Origin of the sequence: Methylobacterium sp. 37f (assembly GCF_023093475.1) — a bacterium.
GTDB lineage: Bacteria > Pseudomonadota > Alphaproteobacteria > Rhizobiales > Beijerinckiaceae > Methylobacterium.
Map to the genome: position 1 here is coordinate 1 of NZ_JAGHKN010000002.1, position 21842 is coordinate 21842.

At 66.5% G+C, this 21842-nt stretch carries 21 protein-coding genes; 12 read left to right on the plus strand and 9 right to left on the minus strand.

Annotated elements, in window-relative coordinates; all coding sequences use genetic code 11:
• On the minus strand, window positions 1-512 hold a 512-nt coding region (locus tag J7U37_RS01450), incomplete at its 3' end, for a hypothetical protein (RefSeq protein ID WP_247634608.1).
• Window positions 513-893: 381 nt separating this feature from the next.
• On the opposite strand from J7U37_RS01450, the gene J7U37_RS01455 reads away from it, so the two are divergent.
• Entirely contained in the window at window positions 894-2789 is a 1896-nt protein-coding gene (locus J7U37_RS01455; protein ID WP_247634609.1) for an AAA domain-containing protein, read from the plus strand.
• Between the two features lie 175 nt (window positions 2790-2964).
• Here J7U37_RS01455 and J7U37_RS01460 read toward each other — a convergent pair whose 3' ends face one another.
• Window positions 2965-3891 carry a DUF6602 domain-containing protein gene (locus J7U37_RS01460; protein WP_243911132.1) on the minus strand — a complete coding sequence of 309 codons (927 nt, stop codon included), beginning with the start codon at window positions 3889-3891 and terminating at the stop codon, window positions 2965-2967.
• A gap of 832 nt (window positions 3892-4723) precedes the next feature.
• Here J7U37_RS01460 and J7U37_RS01465 point away from each other — a divergent pair.
• From J7U37_RS01465 to J7U37_RS01495, 7 genes are all read left to right on the plus strand, one after another.
• Window positions 4724-5362, plus strand: coding sequence for a 2,3-bisphosphoglycerate-dependent phosphoglycerate mutase (locus tag J7U37_RS01465; RefSeq protein ID WP_056278302.1), 639 nt, complete (start codon window positions 4724-4726; stop codon window positions 5360-5362).
• A gap of 147 nt (window positions 5363-5509) precedes the next feature.
• Entirely contained in the window at window positions 5510-6607 is a 1098-nt protein-coding gene (locus J7U37_RS01470) for a putative sulfate exporter family transporter (protein ID WP_200913232.1), read from the plus strand.
• A 101-nt stretch (window positions 6608-6708) separates the two neighbouring features.
• Entirely contained in the window at window positions 6709-7848 is a 1140-nt protein-coding gene (locus J7U37_RS01475) for an adenylate/guanylate cyclase domain-containing protein (RefSeq protein ID WP_056217688.1), read from the plus strand.
• Between the two features lie 196 nt (window positions 7849-8044).
• Entirely contained in the window at window positions 8045-9268 is a 1224-nt protein-coding gene (locus tag J7U37_RS01480) for a molybdopterin-dependent oxidoreductase (RefSeq protein ID WP_056217685.1), read from the plus strand.
• Between the two features lie 11 nt (window positions 9269-9279).
• Window positions 9280-9618 (plus strand): cytochrome c, encoded by a 339-nt coding sequence (locus J7U37_RS01485; protein WP_056160265.1) that lies wholly within the window; start codon window positions 9280-9282, stop codon window positions 9616-9618.
• A 184-nt stretch (window positions 9619-9802) separates the two neighbouring features.
• Window positions 9803-10786 (plus strand): beta-propeller fold lactonase family protein, encoded by a 984-nt coding sequence (locus J7U37_RS01490; RefSeq protein ID WP_056160267.1) that lies wholly within the window; start codon window positions 9803-9805, stop codon window positions 10784-10786.
• 78 nt (window positions 10787-10864) lie between these two features.
• Window positions 10865-11950, plus strand: coding sequence for a sulfite oxidase (locus J7U37_RS01495; protein ID WP_056160270.1), 1086 nt, complete (start codon window positions 10865-10867; stop codon window positions 11948-11950).
• Between the two features lie 3 nt (window positions 11951-11953).
• On the opposite strand, the gene J7U37_RS01500 is transcribed toward J7U37_RS01495, so the two are convergent.
• Genes J7U37_RS01500 through J7U37_RS01520 form a run of 5 tightly spaced genes read right to left on the minus strand, consistent with a single transcriptional unit; the run spans window position 11954 to window position 14921 of the window.
• Window positions 11954-12325: a DUF202 domain-containing protein gene (locus J7U37_RS01500; protein WP_056160273.1), complete on the minus strand. Its 372-nt coding sequence runs from the start codon at window positions 12323-12325 to the stop codon at window positions 11954-11956.
• A complete protein-coding gene (locus J7U37_RS01505; protein WP_056217684.1) occupies window positions 12322-13212 on the minus strand; it encodes a LysR family transcriptional regulator in 891 nt (296 codons plus the stop codon). Before J7U37_RS01505 ends, J7U37_RS01500 begins: the two co-directional genes overlap by 4 nt.
• Window positions 13209-14018 (minus strand): anti-sigma factor, encoded by an 810-nt coding sequence (locus J7U37_RS01510; protein WP_056160280.1) that lies wholly within the window; start codon window positions 14016-14018, stop codon window positions 13209-13211. The genes J7U37_RS01505 and J7U37_RS01510 overlap by 4 nt, the downstream gene beginning before the upstream one ends.
• Window positions 14015-14524 carry an RNA polymerase sigma factor gene (locus tag J7U37_RS01515; protein WP_056217681.1) on the minus strand — a complete coding sequence of 170 codons (510 nt, stop codon included), beginning with the start codon at window positions 14522-14524 and terminating at the stop codon, window positions 14015-14017. The genes J7U37_RS01510 and J7U37_RS01515 overlap by 4 nt, the downstream gene beginning before the upstream one ends.
• A gap of 13 nt (window positions 14525-14537) precedes the next feature.
• Complete coding sequence (locus J7U37_RS01520; protein WP_056160287.1) at window positions 14538-14921, minus strand: hypothetical protein; 384 nt, start codon at window positions 14919-14921, stop codon at window positions 14538-14540.
• Between the two features lie 182 nt (window positions 14922-15103).
• On the opposite strand from J7U37_RS01520, the gene J7U37_RS01525 reads away from it, so the two are divergent.
• From J7U37_RS01525 to J7U37_RS01540, 4 genes are all read left to right on the plus strand, one after another.
• Window positions 15104-15559 carry a DUF305 domain-containing protein gene (locus J7U37_RS01525; RefSeq protein ID WP_056160290.1) on the plus strand — a complete coding sequence of 152 codons (456 nt, stop codon included), beginning with the start codon at window positions 15104-15106 and terminating at the stop codon, window positions 15557-15559.
• The gene (locus J7U37_RS01530) at window positions 15556-16992 is read left to right on the plus strand and encodes a YncE family protein (RefSeq protein ID WP_056217678.1); all 1437 of its coding nucleotides are present in this window, start codon (window positions 15556-15558) and stop codon (window positions 16990-16992) included. Before J7U37_RS01525 ends, J7U37_RS01530 begins: the two co-directional genes overlap by 4 nt.
• A 356-nt stretch (window positions 16993-17348) precedes the next feature.
• Window positions 17349-18335 carry a nucleoid-associated protein gene (locus tag J7U37_RS01535; protein ID WP_243911134.1) on the plus strand — a complete coding sequence of 329 codons (987 nt, stop codon included), beginning with the start codon at window positions 17349-17351 and terminating at the stop codon, window positions 18333-18335.
• Window positions 18332-19744, plus strand: a complete 1413-nt coding sequence (locus tag J7U37_RS01540; RefSeq protein ID WP_247634610.1) for a hypothetical protein — start codon at window positions 18332-18334, stop codon at window positions 19742-19744. The genes J7U37_RS01535 and J7U37_RS01540 overlap by 4 nt, the downstream gene beginning before the upstream one ends.
• 160 nt (window positions 19745-19904) lie before the next feature.
• On the opposite strand, the gene J7U37_RS01545 is transcribed toward J7U37_RS01540, so the two are convergent.
• Together J7U37_RS01545 and J7U37_RS01550 are read right to left on the minus strand one after the other, a co-directional pair.
• Window positions 19905-21452, minus strand: coding sequence for a hypothetical protein (locus tag J7U37_RS01545; protein WP_247634611.1), 1548 nt, complete (start codon window positions 21450-21452; stop codon window positions 19905-19907).
• A 158-nt stretch (window positions 21453-21610) separates the two neighbouring features.
• Window positions 21611-21784, minus strand: a complete 174-nt coding sequence (locus J7U37_RS01550) for a hypothetical protein (protein ID WP_243911137.1) — start codon at window positions 21782-21784, stop codon at window positions 21611-21613.
• Window positions 21785-21842 lie beyond the last annotated feature (58 nt).

Here is a 21842-nt window from a genome sequence, read left to right on the forward strand (position 1 = left end):
CCCGGCCCATCGCCCTGGAACGGGAGCGGTACCTCGGCCTTCCCGTCGAGCTCCCCGAGGCCTTCGAGCCCGCTTCGCAGGAAATCGCCGGCATCGTTCGCCGGCTGGCCGCGGAAGAACCGGTGTTTGGGTTCTTCGCTTTTCGCGAAAAGTCGCTGCGTCCGATCGTCGACGCCATTCGGGTTCAGGGGCGTCCTCCAGCCGGGCCCGGGGATTGGGCGCACGTCCGGGACCATCTGGCGTGGCGGGATGCTGTCGCATCGCTCGCGATCCGCTGGCGGGCGCTGGCGGACGAGATCGGCGCTCCCCCGGTCGCCACGGCCCGCGAACTCGGCCAGCTTGTCGGAACGCTCGACGCCATCATCGTAGGGGCCGAGCGCGCGACGCGCGTCCTCGGCGAGGCGTTCGCGGATCTCGTCCCGGGTGGCGGGTCCGTTCGCGACCTCTGGCTCGATCGCCGACGGCTCGACCTCGTCGAGAAAGCTTTCCGGAATGCCGCGGCTGCGGCACAACTCTCCGCATCGCGGAACGAGATCGATCGGCTACAGACCCTTTTCCCCGAGACAGCCGGAAAGATCGGTCAGCTCGCCCGCGACGTCCTATCTGAGGCCGTCGGACGCCAGGGGGTGGGGGCAGACCAGATCTCGTCCCTATGGTCCGCCCTGCGTCGGCAGATCGACGACCTGGGTCAGGGCCGGGGGCAATTCGAGGTGGTCCGATCGATCACCGCGGTCATCCGCCAAGGCGGTGCGCCGGTCTGGGCCTCACGCCTTCGCAGGGAACCGGCCCAGGACACGGTAGACCCGCTGCTGCCGGGGGATTGGCGCGAGGCCTGGGAATGGGCAGTGACGGCCGCGTACTTGAGACGGATCGATGACCGGGACAGGCTGAGGATGCTCGCCGACGAGCGCGTCCGGCTTGATGCCGAGGTGCGGAAAACCTTCGAACGGCTCGTCCGCGAGCGGACCTTCTACGAGCTTGGTCGCTCGATGACCGGGACGGTGCGCGCGGCCCTGATGATGTTCGCCACCGCCCTGCGCAAGACCGGCAAGGGCACCGGCAAGGGGGCCGGCCGCCATCGTCGCGACGCTCGCTTGGCCATGGCGCAGTGCTATGCCGCGATCCCGTGCTGGATCATGCCGGCGTGGCGCGTCGCCGAGCAGCTGCCCGGCGAGGTCGGCTCGTTCGACTTGGTGATCATGGACGAGGCCTCGCAGTCGGACATACGCGAACTCCCAGCGCTGTTACGTGGCCGGAAGATCCTCGTGGTCGGCGACGACAAGCAAGTGAGCCCGAGCGCGGCCTTCATCGAGAACGCCAAGATCGACCGGCTGGAACACGGGTTTCTCAAAAGCCAGCCCTTCAGGACCCTGCTCCTGCCGGGGGCATCGCTCTACGACCTGGCGAAGGTCATGTTTCCGGACAAGCTCGTCATGCTGAGGGAGCACTTCCGCTGCGTCGAGCCGATCATCCGGTTCTCCATGGAGTTTTATCCTGAACCCCTGGTGCCCCTACGTGTGCCGACCGCACACGAGCGCCTCGATCCTCCGCTCATCGACATCTACGTCCCGGACGGTCGCCGTAAGGGCGACAAGCAAAACCCCCGCGAGGCCGAGGTGATCGTCGCGGAGATCCGCAAGCTCGTCGACGACCCGAGCCTTGCTCGCATCGAGGCGCTGGACCGTTGGCGAACGATCGGCATCGTATCCCTCATCGGATCGAAGCAGGCTGCCCTCATCAACAAGATGCTCCTGGAAGAACTTGGCGAGGATCTCGTGAGGCGCCACCGCATCGCCTGCGGCGACAGCGCCACGTTCCAGGGAAACGAGCGCGACGTGGTCTTCCTGTCGATGATCGCGGATCCAGACAGTAAGCAGTCCCAGACCGCCACCCAGTTCGAGCAGCGGTTCAACGTGGCGATGTCCCGGGCCCGGGATCGGCTGGTCCTGGTGCGATCCGTACGGGAGGACGAGCTGAAGCCGGACGACCTCAAGGCGCGGGTGATACGGCACTTTCGCGACCCGATGGCCGGTGCCGAGGCCCGGACCAGCGATTTAGAGGCACTCTGCGATTCCGATTTTGAGCGGGACGTCCTCCGACGTCTCGTTGGGCGCGGCTACCGGGTTCTCCCGCAGGTCGGCGCGCTGGGCTATCGGATCGATCTCGTCGTCGAGGGCGCGAACGGGCGGCGCCTCGCTGTCGAATGCGACGGTGACAGGTACCACGGGCCGGAGCGTTGGGCGGACGACATGCGTCGGCAACGCATCCTGGAACGTGTCGGGTGGCGGTTCTGGCGTTGCTGGTCGTCGAGTTTCATTCTCGATCCGGATGGCTGCATGCTTGACCTTTTCGAGACGCTCGAACGAGCAGGCATAGAGCCCGGCGGCGCACCCGAACTTCAGTCCGGCTACACCCTGCACCGAACGGCGGCCCGGTCAGGGGAGACCGTTAGCACACTGCTTAACATCTCGATCAACGAAGGTGCCGCCGCACCTCGCACGGAAAACGGGTCGCGGGAGGGCCCTGGAGCCCAAAAGAACGATCAGTCTTCTGGAGGGGTCAGGGCGGGGGATCGGGTCGTGTTGCGCTACCTCGACGACAATAAGACCGTGACCTTCACGCTGGCCCATGGGCACCACGACGACGCCAATGGCCGGCTTCCCGTGAACTCCCCGTTGGGGTCGAAGCTGCTTGGGGTCTCCGAGGAAGACGAGATCGAGTTTGATGCGGGCGGCCGCATCAGACGCGTACTCGTACTGAGGACAGAGCGACCTCACGCGGTTCAATGAGCGCATGTCACTGTATTTAAGTATGCAGGACGGTCAATATCTGACGCTGATCGGCCATTAAGGATGACAGCCAGGCCCATTATTTTCAACAAGTATACACGTTTGTATACGACAATGCGTGATCATTAACGGATTAATACAGGGCTCTTGAAAATTTCTGTATATCCATTGTGCCTTACTGATCCTCATATCCCCTAGAGTTTAAGTCAAAATGATGCGACCAAATCTTTACAGTCGCGTCATTTGCTGAGAATAGACCGTGCGCATCTGGCATACGACCCGTCAGTTTTACGTTTACTTGGTTCGTGTAAAAAGTTGTAAAAAACTGGAGTGGGTAGGCAGGCGAAGTTTCAGTGGTGCCGATATAATTAAGAAATGATGTCGAAGCGTCGTGGTGGGGCGCACTCTCAAAAAGGTCGTGGGGCGACAGAGACATGAAGAGAGATCCGGGCACACAAATCGCCTGCGGCAATTGATCTATATGCTCAATTTGCAATTGTCTTTGAAGTTCGTCGTTATCGAACGCATGATAGACGTTTCGCCAGTCAAAATTTAAACTATATGCAAATATTCCTTTGAATACCCCCGCGCCGTTTGGGCCCATGATATTTGAAAGGGAAATAATATTTCTCAAAGCTTCGACAAAGGTTCCTCCCCATCTGTAGCCGCCACCATCGTACTCACTTAGCGGGTACTGTTCATTTACTTTTCCTGTCGGCGACTTTTCGTGATAAAATGAGAGACTACTTTTTACCTCCACAGCAGCATAAATAGCTTCCGGCTCGACAATTACGAAATCGTCCGTCTGAAGTAGGGCTTGTCTTCTGTTTGAGTCAAATATCAAGCAATCGATCTGCTTGCTCTGGCTATCCGAAATACGTCCAGTTTCCGGCGCCCATGTACTTACGAAGCCAGACTCGACCGAAAGCTGTTTAGGTGTAAATTCTTTGAGGAATTGTCTTAGCCGACGCTCGCGGAATGATCCGAGCGAAGTTGGGTGATCTGTAAAAAGCGTAATTTTTTCGAAGTCGAGCATTAATCTTTCTTGCTCGATTTCGTAGAACCGTTTGATCTGTCCAGCCTTGGCAATCTTGCTCGTCACATCGAAACCATCAGTTGCGCCTAAATCAGGCGTTACAGAGCACCTAGGTGCCCCAGACTGAAGCACATACAGCGAAGCTAGCAGTGCGTCGTGGAGTTGTCATTCGGCGCTGCGAGCAGCGTGGTACCGATGAAGATAACGTCGAGTGAGAAGGCCATGCCCCGCGCGATGTTGGGGGGGGCGGCACAGGTATTGAGCGGATCATGCAGTTTCACGACCGTGATGCCTATTCCCTGTGTGGTATCAGGGTAGTGTATCGTTCGCCGACTGCGGTTTGGCTACGGTCGTGAAACGGGGCTGCACGGGATAGCACCGGATGGTCTTTGAAATCGTCGGACGCAATAGAACCGCGTCGTTGCACAGTTAAATGCGCACCCTCGCACCCCCGAAACGCGTGGGATAGGGCCGGAAATTTCCCTTGGCTCATTGATGTTTAGGGCGTTTTCCGAAACGTCCGGTCATCCCGCGGTCGCGAATTCCAACTTCCGACATCCCGGTGCGAAAGCAGACTAGCCCCGGTCACACCATTGGAGAACGGTGATCATCGCATCGCCAATGACCGTCCTTGATGGTCGTGCAGCCGATAGGTGATGGCACTTCAACGTCGAGTGGTCCAAATCCAGCGGATGAGACCCGCCACGAACGTCCGTGATGGGTGGGAAGCAGCTTGGCTGCTTTCAGTCGCAAGACGTTCATAAGCGGACCTAGGATGACCCGCCGTCTCCGGATGGACGGTCCAACCCATCGCAGGGTCGAAGTTCGTTAAAGTCGGATGCCGACATCATCAGAGGCGATGCGACCAGCACGAAAGTGCTCTGCCTCGGGAGACAGGGTGATTCACGATTGCAAAGCCCCGGTCACGCGACATCTCGTGCTGGTCCGGCATGGCCAGAGCGTAGCCAACCGATCCGGCCTGTTCACGGGATTGCTGGACTCGCCCTTGACCGAGCAGGGCCGGAGGGAAGCCGAGGCAGCCGGCCGGCGTTTGGCAGAGTGCAACTGGCGCTTTTCCGCTGCCTTCACCTCGACGCTAACGCGGGCCGTCGTGAGCGGCCGGCTTATCCTCGATGCGCTCGGGCAACCCGGATTGGTCCCCCAAAGCTTCGCCGCGCTCGACGAGCGAGACTACGGGGACCTCAGCGGGCTCGACAAGATCGCCGCCGATGCGCGCTGGGGGGCGGAGCGGATCGAGACCTGGCGCCGCTCCTACGCAGAGGCGCCGCCGAACGGTGAGAGCCTGCGCGATACCGTCTCCCGTATCGTGCCATGCTACCTCCGAACCATCCAGCCGGCGGTCATGGGCGGAGACGTGCTCGTCGTCGCCTACGGCAATTGCCTGCGGGCCCTTGTGATGGCGCTCGAAGACCTCAGCCCGGCGGAGGTCGAGCACCTCGAACTCGCGACGGGCTCCGTCAGGATCTATGAGCTTGCCGCGGACACGACGATCAAGGCCCACTGGATCGACGGGTGAATCCGCCTGTCGGCCTCTCACAATGGGTCTCCGTGATCTGCGAAGGGGCACTTATTTCATCTATTTCAGTGATGGGAAGCATCTAATCATTCCGTTGGAGTGAATGAAAAGAACATGGGATTCTCCGGCATCACATCGGAGCCACCCATGTCCGCGCCCAGACTTTTCTCCCACGCTCGGTCAATGCGTGCCTTGGCCGGCACGAGAGCCATCCTTCCGGGACTGGGTCTCTGTATGGCGGTCACCGCCGCAGCGGTCGGCTTCGAGGCCGTCGAGGCGCATCTGTTCGGTCGCGCCTGGCTCGAAGCCCTGGTGCTGGCGATCCTGCTCGGGAGCGCGATCCGCACCGCCTGGACCCCGTCGCAACGTTTCTTTCCCGGCATCGCCTTCGGGGCCAAGACCGTACTGGAGATCGCGGTCGTTCTACTCGGGGCCTCGCTCAGCCTCACGACGATCCTCGCCGCCGGTCCGGGTCTGCTTTTCGGCATCGCGGGCGTCGTCGTGGTCGCGATCCTGTCGAGTTACGGCATCGGCCGAGCGCTCGGGCTGCATCCGCGCATGGCGATCCTCGTGGCCTGCGGGAACTCGATCTGCGGCAACTCGGCGATCGCCGCCACGGCACCGGTGATCGGCGCAGACGGCGAGGACGTCGCCGCCTCCATTGCCTTCACTGCGGTGCTAGGCGTGCTGGTGGTGCTCGGCCTGCCGCTGCTGGTGCCGCTGCTCGGCCTGTCGCCGATGCAGTACGGCGTGCTCGCCGGCCTTACCGTCTACGCCGTGCCGCAGGTGCTCGCCGCCACCGCGCCGGTCGCGGCGCTCAGCGTCCAGGTCGGAACCCTGGTGAAGCTCGTCCGGGTGCTGATGCTAGGCCCGATCGTCCTGGTGCTCTCGCTCGGCGCGAGCCGGCTGCGCGAGGAGACCGACGAGGCCGCCCCCGGCGTCACCGCGGGCGACCGCCCGGCCCGCGGCGGCCTCGCGATCCACCGCCTGGTGCCGTGGTTCATCCTCGCCTTCCTTGCGCTCGCGGGCCTTCGCTCGACGGGCCTGATCCCGCCGGTTGCGCTCGCGCCGATGTCGGAGACCGCCAACGTGCTGACCGTGGTCTCGATGGCGGCGCTCGGCCTCGGGGTCGACGTGCGCAGCGTCGCCAAGGCCGGGGCGCGGGTGACCCTCGCGGTGGTCGCCTCGCTCCTCGCCCTCGGCGCCGTCAGCCTCGGCCTGATCCGCGTGCTCGGCCTCGTCTGATCCGCGCTATGGCATCGATCCAACTCCTTGATGAAAGAACTGCCGTGACACGTTCGTCCCAATCTTCGTCCGAGGCGGTCGCGCAGGGGACGGGATGGTTGATGGGGCCGGGTCGCGAAGCGGCGGACGCGGCAGCCCTTCTCGACGGGTTCAGTGCGTGCCTCTCGGGGCTTGGCCTGCCACTGGCCCGCGCCACCACCCACGCGCCGACCCTGCATCCGTCGTTCCGCTGGGTAATGCGCGTCTGGCATCCAGGAGCGTCGAGCCTAGCCTTGCGTCGCCGCCACGGCATCGAGAGTACGCCGACGTTCCACGGCAACACCGTCGAGCGCGTAGTCGAGACCCGTACCCCGTTCCGATGCCGTCTCGACGGGGATGGGCCGCTGCCGTTTCCCGTGCTCGGCGAGCTTCGCACCGAGGGTCTAACCGACTACCTCATCGTGCCGCTGCGCGCCGCGCGTGGACGCATGGGCGCCGCCTCCTGGGCCACGGCGAGACCGGGCGGCTTCACGCCGATCGAGATCTGCACGTTGCTGGCGCTGGTCGAGCCGTTCTCGCTGCTGTTCGAGATCAAGGCGCTCGACGACATGCTAGGCGCGGTGCTGAGCGCCTATGTCGGACGCGACCCGGCGCGGCAAATCCTGACCGGCACGGTGCGGCGCGGCGACGTACGCTTGATGCGGGCCGCGATGATGCTGACCGACCTGCGCGGGTTCGGCGAACTGTCCGACCGGCAAAGCCCCGACCGTGTCGTGGCCGCCCTCAACCGGATGTTCGATGCCATCGTGCCGGCCGTCGAGGCGGAAGGCGGCGAGGTGCTGAAGTACATCGGCGACGGGCTACTGGCCGTGTTCGATGCCGATCGCGACGAGGCCGAGGCGCGCAGTGCCGCCTTGCGTGCCGCCGAGGCCGCGCTTGATGCGCTTGCGACCCTGCGCAACGGTGACAGGGCTGCCTTCGAGGTCGGCGTCGCACTTCATGTCGGGGAGGTCGCCTACGGCAATATCGGCGGCGGCGACCGGGTCGATTTCACGGCGATCGGCCGCGATCTCAACGTGCTCGCCCGCGTCGAGCGCCTGTGCAAGACCTACAACACGCCGCTGATCGCCACCGACACCTTCATCGACGGGTTGGCACATGCCCTTGAACCGCTCGGCACCGTCGCCTTGCGCGGTTTTTCCGAGCGTCACGCCCTGTTCGGGTGTCGCAGGACCGCGCCCGTCGGCGCGCCGGCGGCGTGACGCCGAGACGGCGTCCTTGATCGTCCCATTGGAGATCGAAACTTCTCAAATCATCGCGTTTGGAGATCATTCGTATCGCGAAAGACCGTTGGTGGGAATAAATCGTATCCCGTAGCATCTCCCTGGTCGCGAGGAATCGCCACGGGTCCGATGCCTTCGAACGCATCGACGCCGACATCCTTCAAGGGGAGAGACCATGCACGGACTGGACAGACCGATGAACCGCCGCCTCGTCCTGGGTGGCCTAGGGCTCGGAAGCCTCGGCGCTGCCATACCGGCCTGGGCGGCGGGCTCGGTGAAGCTTCCGCTGCCCGGCGGCCCGGACGAGCGGGCGCTGACCACGGCCTTTCCGGGCAAGGCCGAGATGATCCTCCAGCGCACTCATCCGCCGCTACTGGAGACGCCGTTCTCGGTGTTCGACGAGGGTGTATTCACCCCCAACGACCGCTTCTACGTCCGCTGGCACTGGGCCTCGATCCCGACCGAAGTCGATGCCGGCACCTTCCGGCTCAAGGTCCACGGCCATGTCGAGAAGGAGCTCTCGCTCTCGCTCGACGCCATCGCCGGCCTGCCGCGCTTCGAGATCGCCGCAGTGAACCAGTGCTCGGGCAATTCGCGCGGGTTGTTCGAGCCGCGGGTGACCGGCGCGCAATGGGCAAACGGTTCGATGGGCAACGCCCGCTGGACCGGCGTGCGCCTCAGGGACGTGCTCGAAAAGGCCGGGGTGAAGGCCGGTGCCGTGCAGGTGCGCTTCAACGGCCTCGACGAGCCGGTGGTCGACGACGCGCCCGACTTCAAGAAGTCGCTCGATCTCAAGCACGCCAACAATGGTGAGGTGATGATCGCCTACGCGATGAACGGCGAGCAATTGCCGCTGCTCAATGGTTTCCCGCTCCGGCTCGTGGTGCCGGGCTGGTACTCGACCTACTGGGTCAAGATGCTGTCCGACATCGAAGTGCTGGACAAGCCCGACGACGGGTACTGGATGAAGACCGCTTACCGCATTCCTGACGTGCCGGGCGCTAACATCAAGCCCGGTCAGACCGGCTTCAAGACGGTGCCGATCAACAGGATGGTGCCGCGCTCGTTCGTCACCAACCTGACCGATGGCGCCAAGGTGGCGGCCGGAACGCCGGTGGCGTTGCGCGGCATCGCCTTCGGCGGCGATTGCGGGGTGAAGGCGGTGGACTTCTCAGGCGACGGCGGCGCGACGTGGTTCCCGGCGCAGCTCGGCGCGGACGAAGGCCCCTACAGCTTCCGCCGCTTCGACGGCAGCTTGCCGGCATTGGCTGCCGGCAGCCACACGGTCAGGGTCCGCTGCACCAACACCAACGGCGTCGCGCAGCCCCTGGACCGGGTCTGGAACGGGGCCGGCTTCATGCAGAACGGCATCGAGGCCGTGTCCTTCCAGGCCGCTTGAGGAGAACAGCCATGAACCCGATCCGCCCTGCGGCCCTCATCGCCGCCCTCATACTGTCTCCCCTGGTGGCGTTCGCCGCTTCGGCTCCCGAGCCGATGCGCTTCACCTCGCAATCGATCGAATTCCCGACTTCCGACCGGATCTTCCCGGACGGGCCGGGGGCCGAGGCGGTCAACAACAACTGCCTCGCCTGCCACTCGGCCGGGATGGTGCTGACCCAGCCCAAGCTCACGAAGGCGCAGTGGACCGAGACCGTGAACAAGATGGTTCACGTCTACAAGGCGCCGGTCGATCCGGCCGACGTGCAGACCATCGTCGACTACCTCACGGCGTTGAAGCCGACGCCCTGAACCCCCGAATCCCGAGGCCGCCGCGTTTTTTTCGCCGGCCTCGGGGAATAGACCGCGCCCTCCGGCATCTCCCCAGGGCGATGCACGGCCAAACCGGTCTCGCATCACGCAATCCGAATTAGAACCAGCCCTCACGGCAGGCCCCGGCCGCCGAACGAGCGCGCATGCCAGAGAGACACGCTTCATGACCCACGTCCGCACCAGCCTCCGCGCCCTCCTCGCCGGAGCCGCCTTGCTCCTCGCCCAGGGCCAGCCCGGGTCCGCCGCTGGCTTCGACGGCGCGATCAAGAACAACGCCCTGGCGCTGAACGCCGCTGGGACCGTCGCCGCTGTGTCGAACAGCGAGGAGAGCGCCGTCATCGTCTACGACGTCGCCAAGGGCACGGTGCTGCGCCGCCTCGACGGCTTCGTCACGCCGCGCAACATCGTTTTCGCGCCGGACGGCGCCCGCTTCTACGTCTCCGACAGTGGCACCGGCCGGATCACGGTCTATGAGACCGCCACCGGCAAGGAAGCCGGCGTTCTCGCCGCCGGCCCCGGCGCGTTCGGCACGGTGCTCTCGGCCGACGGGGCCAAGCTCTACGTCAACAACGAGGCCGCGAGCACGCTGACCGTGTTCGACACCAGGACCATGCTCGCCGAGGCCGTGATCCCCGGCTTCGCGCAGCCGCGCCAGGGCGTGAAGCTGTCGCCTGACGGCAAGACCGTGTTCGTCACGAACTTCCTTGGCGACAAGATCACGTTGGTCGATACCGCCACCAACAAGATCACCGGTGAGATCGCCGGGTTCGACAAGCTGCGCGCCATCTCGATCACCAAGGACGGCAAGACGCTTTTTGCCGCCAACAGCGGCCGTAATACCATCGGCGTGGTCGATGTCGCCGCCCATAAGGTCACCTCCGAAGTGGAAGTGGGCAAGGACCCCTACGGCGCCGCACTGACCCCGGACGGGCGCTTCGTCTATTCGGGCAACCTGAAGGACAACTCGCTCTCGGTGATCGACACCGGCACCCTCAAGGTCGTCGCCACGGTGACCGGCCTGAACGAGCCGCGCCAGGCGATCGCGTTCTCGGCCGACAACGCCCATGCCTACGTCCTCAACCGCGACCTCAGCGTCGCCGTAGTGGACCGGGCGAAGAACGCGGTGGTCTCGACGATGAAGCCCTGAGGCGACGCGCGCCGGGGGCCTTATCGCCCCCGGCGCGTTCTCGTCGTCGATACGTCACGAACGCAGGACAAAAACCCCATGCTCGGCCTGTTCCAGCGCAAGGACCGCCTCATCGTGCACGGCGAGGCGCCCTACAATGCCGAGCCGCCGCTCGATCGCCTGCGGGCGGCCTTCCTCACCGACCAGGCCGACTTCTACGTCCGCAGCCACGGCGACATCCCGGACCTCGACGCCGACGGCTACCGCCTGACTGTCGACGGGATGATCGCGACGCCCCTCGAATTGTCCGTCGCCGATCTGAAGGCACGCTTCGCGCACGTCACCGTCACGGCGGTGATGCAATGCGCCGGCAACCGCCGGGCCGACATGCTGGCGGTGGCCCCGGTCGCCGGCGACCCGTGGGCGGCCGGCGCCATCGGCAACGCGGAATGGACTGGGGTGCGGCTCGCCGACGTCCTGCACGCCGCCGGGATCGATGCGGGCAGTCCGCGCCACGTCGCCTTCGAGAGCCACGACCGTATCGCGGGGTCGGACATACGCTTCGGCGCCTCGATCCCGCTCGCCAAGGCGCTGGCGCCCGAGACGCTGCTCGCCTTCGCGATGAACGGCGAGCCTCTCGCCCCCGAGCACGGCTATCCGTTGCGCGTGGTGGTGCCGGGATTTGCCGGCATCCGCAGCCCGAAATGGCTCGCCCGCATCACGGTGCAGGACCACCCCTCCGACAACCCGATGCAGGCCGACGACTACAAGCTGTTTCCGCCCGACGTGACCGCCGAGACCGCGGACCCCGCCCACGGCATCACCATCGAGGCGATGCCGCTCAACAGCGCGATCTGCGAGCCCGCCCGCGGCGCAGCGTTGAAGCCCGGCCGGCACGCGATCCGCGGCTACGCCATCGCCAGCGATCGCGCGGTCGCCCGCGTCGACGTCTCGACGGATGGCGGCCGCAGCTGGGCGCAGGCCCGGATCGACCGCGATGCCGACGCGCCCTACGCCTGGACGTTCTGGGAGATCGACCGCGAGCTGACCGCGGGCGAGCACGAACTCGCGGTGCGGGCCTGGGACTCCGCCGGCCAGACCCAGCCGGCCGCGCCCGACGACACCTGGAACTACAAGGGCTACCTCAGCGCCGCCTGGCACCGGGTACGGGTCACTGTGGCCTGACCGTCACGCCCAGAGCAGGGCGGTGGCCGCAAGGCCCGAGATCGCGATCAGCAAGGCCACGATCCCGACGGTGAGGATGCGCGGCATCATCGGGATCTCGGCATCGGCGAGACGCGCCCGGATCGCCCGGTCCCGCCATGCGGCGCCGGCGAACGAGGCAAGCGCGCAGGCGATCAACGTGAGCGACAGCACCTTCAGCGGCCAGACCGCCAGCACCTCCCGCAGGAAGCGCTGCGCGGCCAGGCCGACGCCGAGGAAGGCGAGCCCGGTGCGAAGCCACGCCACGAACGTACGCTCGGCTGCCAGAACCGTCCGGTCCTCGGCGAGCCTCACCCGGGGATCGTCGGGGTGCACGGGTTTCGCAGGATCGCTCATCCGGCATCCGCCGTCGCGATCAGGTCGAGCAACGCGTCGGCGGCCCGGCTGCGGTAGCGCTCCTTGTGGCGCAGCACCCGGAACGGCCGGCTCGGCAGGGCGAACGCCGCCCGCACCAGGGTTCCGGTCCGAAGCGCGGCGGCGACCACGGTCTCGGACAGGACGGCGGCCCCGCCCCCGGCCTCGACGGCGGCGCGCACCGCCTCGTTAGAGGGCAGTTCGAGCGTGACCCGAAGCTGGGCGGCTGCGAGGCCGGCCGCACCCAGGGCCGCCTCGAAGGCCGAGCGGGTTCCCGATCCCGCCTCGCGCAGCACCCAGTCGGCCCCGGCGAGATTTTCGGGTTCGAGGTCGGTCGCCCCGGCGAAGGCATGGCCAGGGGCGACCACGAGGACCAGTTGGTCCTGCGCGATGGTGGTGCTCGCAAGCGTCGGGTCGTCGAGCGCCCCCTCGACGAAGCCGAGTTCGGCCTGCCCGGCGCGCACCGCGTCGGCGGCGTCGGTGGTGTTGCCCACCGCCAACCGGATAGCGATCTCAGGGTAGGCCCGGCGGAAGGCGACGAGGTGGCGAGGCAGCCAGTCGCTGGCGATGGTCTGGCTGGCGTAGAGCGCCAGCGTCCCGCGCCGCAGGCCGCTGAGGTCGGCGAGCACCAGTTCGGCGGCCTCGGCCCGGGCGAGCACGGCGCGGGCCTCGACGAGAAATATGCGCCCCGCCTCAGTCAGCTCGATCCCGCGGCCGACCCGGTGAAAGAGCTTGGTGGCGTGTCGCCCCTCGATGTTGGCGATCGCCGTGCTGACCGCCGACTGGACGAGGTTCAGCGCTTCGGCGGCCCGCGTCACGTGCTGTCGCTCGGCCACCGCCACAAAGATGCGGAGTTGGTCGAGGGTCATGGTTGCCGCTGCGGAACCGGCAGTCCACGGACTTGCGCGTCGACCGACTGCGCGACGATCAACAGCCGCGCCTCGTCGGTGCGACCCGTGACGACGTAGGACATGCCGCCATCGACCCAGGAGAAGGCGGCGATGTCGCCCTCGCGGGCGAAGCGGAACACCGTGCGGCCATCCGCATCGCCTACGCGGCTGTAGAGTGTCAGCCGGGTGCCGTGGTCGTCATCGTACATCAGCATCGCGGCGGATTCGGAACCCGCCGGCAGCAGCCGGCCGCCCATCAGGCGGAAGCCGTACGCCGTAAGGTCGGGGGTGGTCACCGCCCGGCCGAGGCGCTTCGAGAGCCACGTAACAAGGTGCGGCTTCTCGTCGGCGCGCACCTCCACCGGATGCACCGCCTCGACCACGTAGGTGCGGAAGGCCGCCACCGCGTCGTCGGTCGCTGGCTCGGTTCGCGCGAGCGTGACCGTGGGTACCTGCCGCGCGGCATGGCCGAACCAGCCGGCGGCGCCGCCGACCGCGAGGCAGAGCACGGCCGCAGCCGCGACCGGAAGCCAGCGGTAGGTTATCGGGCGATGTCGCGAGCGGATGTTGGCCACCCGGAGCCGCGCCGGAATCGCCTCCTCGGCGATCGGCGCGAGGCGGGCACGCAAGCGCTCGCGTAGGGCGCGATCCGCCGAGACCTCCGCCGCCCGCGCGGGGTTTCCCCTGAGCCATGCCTCGACCAGCGCCTGCCGCTCCGGTTCGAGACGACCGTCGATCAGGCCGTGGAGGTCGTCCTCGCCGACCGGGCGCGGATCCCCGCTCATTTCACCCTCCTCAAGAGTCCGGTCCGGCCAGTTTCCAGAAAACCGCGCATCCGCGTCCGGGCCCGGCTCAACCGCGACATCACCGTGCCGAGCGGTACCCCGAGCACCTGGGCCGCCTCGGCATAAGACAGATCCTCGACCGCGACGAGGAGCAGCACCGAGCGCTGCTCCTCGGGCAGGGTGTCGAGCCCGGTGAGCACGTCGCGTGCCCCCATAGCGGCCTCGGGGTCGGCACCCGGATCGGGCACCTGCTCCAAAGCCTCAGCGCCGACATCGATGCCGCGCCGGCCCCGGCGTCGAACAGTGCCAAGGAACAGGTTGCGCTCGATCGTGAACAGCCAGGCTCGCAGGTCGCCGTCGCGGCGACGTCCGGACCAGGCGGACAACGCCCGCTCCAAAGTGTCCTGGACGAGGTCGTCCGCCGCTTCGCGGTCCCGCAACAGTGCGACTGCGTAGCGCCGCAACGCTGGGATCTGCGGTTCGATGAGGGCGGCGATCTCGTCCACGAGGCTTTACCGATTAGGGCTTGGCGATGTGCCATGCACCGTTGAGGAATCCGTCGCCGGTGATGTCGCCGGGCTTCGTATCCTTGGCGAAGGTGTAGAGCGGCTTGCCCTTGTGGGCCCACTGCATCGTGCCGTCGTCCCGCGTCACCATCGTCCAGTCGCCACTAGCAGCCGAGCCGGAGGCGGCCATCAGTGCCGGCCAGTTGGCGGCGCAGGGGCCGTTGCACATCGACTTGCCGCCCATGTCCTTGTCGAAGGTGTAGAGGGTCATGCTCTTGGAATCGACGAGCGCCGGCCCCTTGGCAGTCTCGGCCGTTATCGCAGGCGCAGCGGCCTGGGCGGCGACGGCGGAGAAGGCGAAGGCCGCAAAGGCGGCGCGGATCAGCATGGTGCGCATGAGTGAGGTCTCCGGCGGTCTACCATGACCGCATCGGGAGAGATGCCGAACGGGCGCGTCTATTCCACTGACATTTGGAAAAGATCGATCACATCGGCAGGGCCACCAATTCGTCCCCGGCCAGGGAATAAAGCCGTTTCCCCGGCATCTCTCCCATCGACAACGAACGAGGAGGACGGCCCATGCGCGGAGCACTGGGATTTGCGCTCACGGCCGCCGTGATGGCCGGCGGCCTCGTCGGCGGCCGGATGATGATGCCCCCGACGCTGGCCGCCGCCGAGCCGCCGGCCATCGTCTCCGCGTCCTTCGACGCGATGATGGCGCAGTCGATGACGCGGATGCATGCCGACATGATGGTCCCGCCCTCGGGCGATCCGGACCGCGACTTCGCTGCGATGATGATCCCGCACCACGCGGGCGCGATCGCGATGGCCCAGGCAGAGCTGCTCTACGGCAAGGATCCGGTCCTGCGCCGCCTCGCGCAGGGGATCATCGTCGAACAGGGCCAGGAGATCGCGGTGATGCGCCGGGCGCTCGCCGATCTCCCTCCCGCGCCGGATTCGTCTGCCGCAGCCACCCACCTTCACCACCATGGCACGGCCCCTGCCGCCGAGATGCCTTCGGAGATCTGCCGATGAAGACCGCCCTCACCCTCCTCGCGCTCGCGATGCTCTCCGGCTCGGCTCTCGCCGGGCAGGCCCCGGGTGCAGCCTTTGCACCGGACGTGCCGGTCAGCGGCAGGGACCGGTTCTATACGTCGGACCAGTTCTCCAACACGGTCTCGGTGGTCGATCCCGCCGCCAACGTCCTGCTCGGCGTGATCCGGCTCGGCGACCCGACGCCGATGAACCTGAGCCCGCTCTATCGCGGCCAGCTCCTCGTCCACGGCATGGGCTTCTCGCCCGACCACAGGACGCTGCTCGCGGTCTCGATCGGCTCGAACTCCGTGAGCTTCATCGACACGGCGACCAACACGGTCCGCCACACCGCCTATGTCGGCCGCGCGCCGCACGAGGCCTTCTTCACGCCGGACGGCCGAGAGGTCTGGGTGAGCGTGCGCGGCGAGGACTACATCGCCGTGCTCGATGCCGCGACCGCCAAGGAGACGCGCCGAATCACCGTGCCGAACGGGCCCGGCATGACGATCTTCTCGCCGGACGGCGCCTACGGCTATGTCTGCTCCAGCTTCAGCCCCGAGACGGTGGTGATCGACACGAAGACCCACTCCATCGTCGGGCGCGTGAAGCAGGAGAGCCCGTTCTGCCCCGACATCGCCGCAACACCGGACGGCAAGCAGGTGTGGTTCACCCTCAAGGATGTCGGCCGGACCCAGGTGTTCTCTGCGACGCCGCCATTCGCGCCGCTGAAGACGATCGAGACCGGGCCGATCACCAACCACGTCAACATCGTCTCGACCAAGGCCGGCCAGTTCGCCTACGTGACGATCGGCGGCCTGAACCAGGTCAAGGTGTTTCGCACCGACGACTTCACCCAGGTCGCCACCATTCCGACCGGCGCCCTACCGCACGGGCTCTGGCCCTCGGGCGACGGCAGCCGCGTCTATGTCGGCCTGGAGAACGCCGACAAGGCGGCGGTGATCGACACCGCGTCGAACACGGTGATCGCCGAGGTGCCGATCGGGCAGGGTCCGCAGGGCGTCGCCTACGTCCCGAACGCCGTGCCGGAGGGCGACGGAATGCAAAACCTCCAAGCGCTGGGCGCAGCCGGCAAGACCAGCGCGCTGACGCTCGCGGGTACCGATGGCAAGCCGGCGACGCAGGTCACCCTGTTCGACCAGGGCGTGTTGCAGACGCTGCAGGCCGCGGTAACGGGACTGCCCTCGAAGATGCCGTTCGTGCTGGCGCTGGCCGCCGATCCGAAGGGGGCCGCAGGCCTGGAGCCGCTCGCCGCCTTCATGACCAACCCGGCCGGCGCGGCCATCGTCAACGCGATCGGCCCGATCCGCCAGATCACCCGCACGGATGCCGGCGCGAGCCGGCGCTACCTCGTGGTGGTCTCGGGCAAGCCCGGTGAACTCGGCGGCGTCGTCCAGATGCAGACTGTGGATTGAACGGGCGGCCTCACGAGCGCGGGAAGCGGGAATCCGAGAGCATGCGTTCGCAGCGCGCGTCCAGCTGCAACGTCTGCTTTCAAGGCCTCCATTGGCTTGCTTCTATGACCGAGTAGGGTCGGGAGGAGACCCAAAGCATGGGTTCCATCCGTCGGATTTTCACCACTAGCGAACGGGGCAAACGATCGCCCGAACCCTATGCATCATATCGATTGAACTACCCCCGTGAATGCAAGGTAGCCGATCAATAAAGCTCGGTAGTAGGTGGAAACCTTCCGTCGTCCTGCTATGATAGAACAAACAAGGAACTTGGCTGGCGGATAAAACGCCGGGCCGGATTGGGGGGTGGTTCGGGCATGCCGGTTCTGACGGTCGCGGAGAGGGAGGCGCTACGCGTCGAGAACTTCATCTTTCATGCCGTTCATCATGGACTGCCAGCCCCCACCCTATTCGACGAGGTGCCAATCGGGGATTTCGAACCGTTCTTCGTCGGGCGGGTGATCGATACCCTCAAGGGCAACCGCTTCGCCTTCGACGAGCGCTCGGCGACCCTTGAGGGGCTTCGGACCATCGACGCCGATCCGGCCGAGTTCGTGGCGGTGTCGAAGGCGCTCGCGACCGCCTTCCACGATGACGACGACCGGCACAAGCAGGGCATCCTCATCGTGCTGTCCTTGGTGACGAACGGCCGGCGGCTCTACTCGCTGATCAAGTACGACTATGGGGACCGCGTGCTGGGCGTCGTGGAACAGGATGCCGTCGCAATCCTGACCGCGGTGGCGAAACCGCTGACCGAGAACAAGAAATCCCTGCAGAAGTCGGCACTGATCGAGCTGAACGAGGCCGGTGGTGAACTGGTCGTCATCGACCACAGCATGCGGTCCGGCATCACCGTTTTCTTCCGGGATTTCCTCCAGGTCACCCGGATGCAGAGCGAGGCCGAGATGACGACGGCCTTGTCGAAATCCTTGCTGAGGACGATCCAGGCGCATGCTGGGGATCTCCCCGAGGACATCGCGACGGGCTGGCGGAAGAAGCTGGACGGCATCGCCCTGCGGCGCCCCGAGTTCGACGAGGACCAACTCTTCGCCGACCTGTTCGGGGCCCATGGAACGGAGGCGATCAGGGGGACCTACGTTGAGCAGCTGGCTGCCGTTCGCCTCGATGGGCAGTCCTTCAGGTTCGATCGGAATGCTCTGCCCGCCGCCGGTCCCCAGAAGTTCAGGACTTCGGAAGGCATTGAGATCACGGTTCCGGAAGCGGCGGCGGAGACGTTCGAGAAGGTGAAGGACGGGGACACCTACGTGATCACGATCCGGACCACCTCCATTGTGCAGAAATGACCGTCGCCTTCATCGAGGCCTTCACGACGCTCGCGGGCGAACTGACGGCCCACGTCGGAGCGTCGCCGTCGGAGAACGCGACGACCTGGCGCGTGACCGACACACGGTGCGCGGACGCGGACATGCTCGCTCGCCTGGCGTCCGTGTCGCGGCTTGCGACCGAGGGCGGGTTCGGTGCTCTGAAGGTCTATGGCAAGGTCTACGGCCAGCTCGACCCGGCTCAAACACCTTTCGACGACCTCGCGAACGACGTGCTCCAGGTCGTGCTGACCAAGGATCGGAGCGCCGAGTGGTGCTACTTCCTGACGGAGAAGGGATTTGGGGATTCCTTGAATGACGCCTTGGTCGCCGCCCCCGTCGCCATATGGGTCGGCGTGCCGTTCGAGGCGTTTGCATCGTTCACCGTCGCCGTATCGCCATGGGGCGGCACGCGGACCCCGCCCGCGAACGCCGAGGCCCCTGAGCGTCCCCTCAAGCTCGTGCGGGACCTGACGCAACGACGGACGCCCTCCGAGATCGGGCCATGGTTGCTGCGCGACGCCCCGCTCGGGGCCTCGGGCGTGTTCGCGACCTGGCTTGCCGCGGCGGTGGAGCGGCTACCCTACACGCTGCCGAACGAGATCCGGACCGTGGAGGGGGCCGAAATGGTGGTCCTGAAGGGACCGAGGTCGGCACCCATCCCGATCGGCCCGCACGGCGACCCGGAATGGCCGGCCAAGATCTTCGAGCCCCTCATCGAGGCGGCGACATGGGTGTACGCCTCGAAGCGCGAGGCCGAGGCCCGGTTCCAGTTCCTGAACAACCACTTGTCGATGGATTGGCGGGGAGGCATGCACTGGCCAGCCGGCCTGCTGCCCGCCCTGACGGCCAGCCTGACGAGCGCGAAGGAGGCCTATGCCTTCCACATTCAGGACCAGAGCAAGGAGGCGTTGAAGACCCTCGGCGACCTGCGCAAGAGCCTGCAGGACGAGGTGGGGCGGGCGCAGTCCGCGACGCGGGACCTGCTCTCCTCGCTCTGGCGTGACCTCGCGCTCGCCGGCGTCGTCCTCGCGTTGAAGTCGCCGACCGCCCCGCAGATCGCGACGGCCGGGGTGTTGCGATGGGTAACGTTGGCGACAGCGGTCCTGCTACTCGTGAGCCTCGGCATCACCATGCTCTCGAACTGGCGGTTCAACGGCCTGGCCGACCAAGCCAGGAAGGAATGGCGCGTGAAGCTCTACGCCTTCGTCTCGAAGGCGGAATGGGCACGGCTGGTAGAACGACCCATCGCCAAGGGTCGGAGCGTCTACCGGATTGCGTTGCCTGTGGTCGCAGCGATGTACGTCGCGGCGGCGGGGTACCTGTTCGCGGTGGCGGAGCCGGACTTGGCCGCGACGTTGATCGAACGTCTCGGGAGCCTGTCCGGCTAGGCCATTCCCGGAAGGGGGACATCATCGTGGCATGGTCGCCGGACGTCATCTTCCGCGATCCCCGCAGCGAGCCGAGGTTCAGGTACGAAGGACAGGGATCGAACGGAAAACGCCGCCCCGGGGGAGGGGCGGCGTCCTGGTCCTTGGCCGTTGCCCGCGGTCAGCGGGCCCTGCGGTAACGGGCCGGCCCGCGGACGGTCCGGACGCTCTTCGGCTTGCGGGCGGCACGGTCGGTCGACGGCTTGCGGACGGCACGGCCGGTCGGTGCCCGCTGGAGGACGGCGACCTTCTGGCGGAAGGACTTCTCGGTGCCCTGGTTGGCGGCGCCGCTATCGTTGTCGGCGGCGGGATCGAGACGAACCGCAGTCCAGATCTTGGCGATCGGCAGGCGGCCGGCGCCGACCGCACGCTGCTGGGACTGCATGTTCCACTGCCGGTACACCGCCCACACGGTCTTCTCGCTGACGCCGATGATGTCGGCGACCGTGGCGACGTCGTAGCCGTCGTGCATCATCCAGGTGATGGATGCGTGCCGAAGGCTGTGGACGCACGCTTCCGGGACCCCGGCATCGGCCATCACCTCCCGCACGGTCCCGCTCAGGTGCGAGCGGAAGGGTGACCCGTCGAGCTTGTGGATCACGTGCTGCGCGCCGGTGATCCGGTCCCGTCGCTCCCAGATCGAGGCGAAGGAACGGAGCGGCCCTCGCATCGCCGAGCTGAGCTGGGGCTTGCCGCCGTTCGGGTCGTCGCCGTAGCCGGCGCGGTGGATGGCGTTCCGCTCGACGTCGATGCAGCCGCCCCGGGCGTTCAGCTTCCACTTGAGGGCGCGCGCCGCGCCATGCCGGGTCCCGCTGTACACCGCGATCCGCACGAGGCGGGACACGGCGCGGCGGTGTGCGACGGTGTCGGGCTTGCGCCTGACGCGGACCTGCCTCTCCTCGCCGGTGGTCGGATTGACCACCGTCTCCATGAGCCAGCCGTTCGTGGCCTTGTCCCAGACGTAGCCGCGGCAGCTCTCCAGGATCCTGGCGAAGAGGTGCCGGTCCACCAGGAACTCACGCCGCGTGAAGTGTGCGGGCACCTTGATGGCGGGCATCCAGGGGATCTGGAAGAAAGCGACGTAGGCCTGGATGGCGCGGCGGAGGTGGCCGATGTCGTCGCACGCCGTCGACAGGCTCACCCGCGGGGCGACCTTCTTGGTCTTGGAGTACGCCCCGTGGGCGTCCCTCATGCGGGCGTCGATGTACCGGGTGATGGCGACACCGTCGAGATCGCCCAGGACCTTGCGGCCGAGCCGCCGCAGGAGGGTGGTCGTGCGGGTGACCATCGTCCGGTGGGCGCGCCTGCGGTGCCGGTTGGCCTGGTACAGGCATCGCTGGTCGTCGCGGTACCATTCGAGGATGACGCGCACGGGGACGTCGCGCGGCGCGACGAGGCCCCTGGCGCGCGCCTCGACGGCGAGGATCGTGGTCGACAGGAACTGCCGGGCCTCGACCTCCTGCGAGGCGGGCAGCGCCAGGCTGTGCGCCTTGCCGCGGAAGACCGCGTAGCAGGTGGGCTCGCCGTCGGTCAGACGGTCCGCCCGGATCCAGATCCTCGGGGGGCTGGTCTTGCGGCCGCGCCTGCCGGTGGCGAGCGAGGCATGGAGGAGGGCCTGCACGATGCTTTCGGAGACGATCTGGCCGAGGCCTTGATTTGCGTTGGACATGACTGTAGAACCCAGTGGTTATGTGGCTTCAGGCCTCGGGCTACCTCCCGCGAAGAATGCGGCCCGGGACCATCGGCACGTTGAGAGAGAGCGCTCGTCGACCAGCCGGTCGATGGGCGTTTTTTCTTTCGTACGCCGGGGTGGGCCGACGGTGCCCCTCAGGGGACCTTCGGCTTTCCGGCGCTCATCGCCGCGATCGCGGCCGGGGTGACCAGGAGCTTCCCGGCGACACGCACCGGTGACAGCACGCCGTCGCGGATCGCGGTCCGGAGCGAGGACACGCCGAGCGGGCCATGGGGCCAGAACAGCGCCGCCGCCTCCGCCAGGGTCATGAGTTCATCGGGCCTCCAGAGTTCGGGTTCGGGTCGGTCCACAACCCGTCGTTGCCGT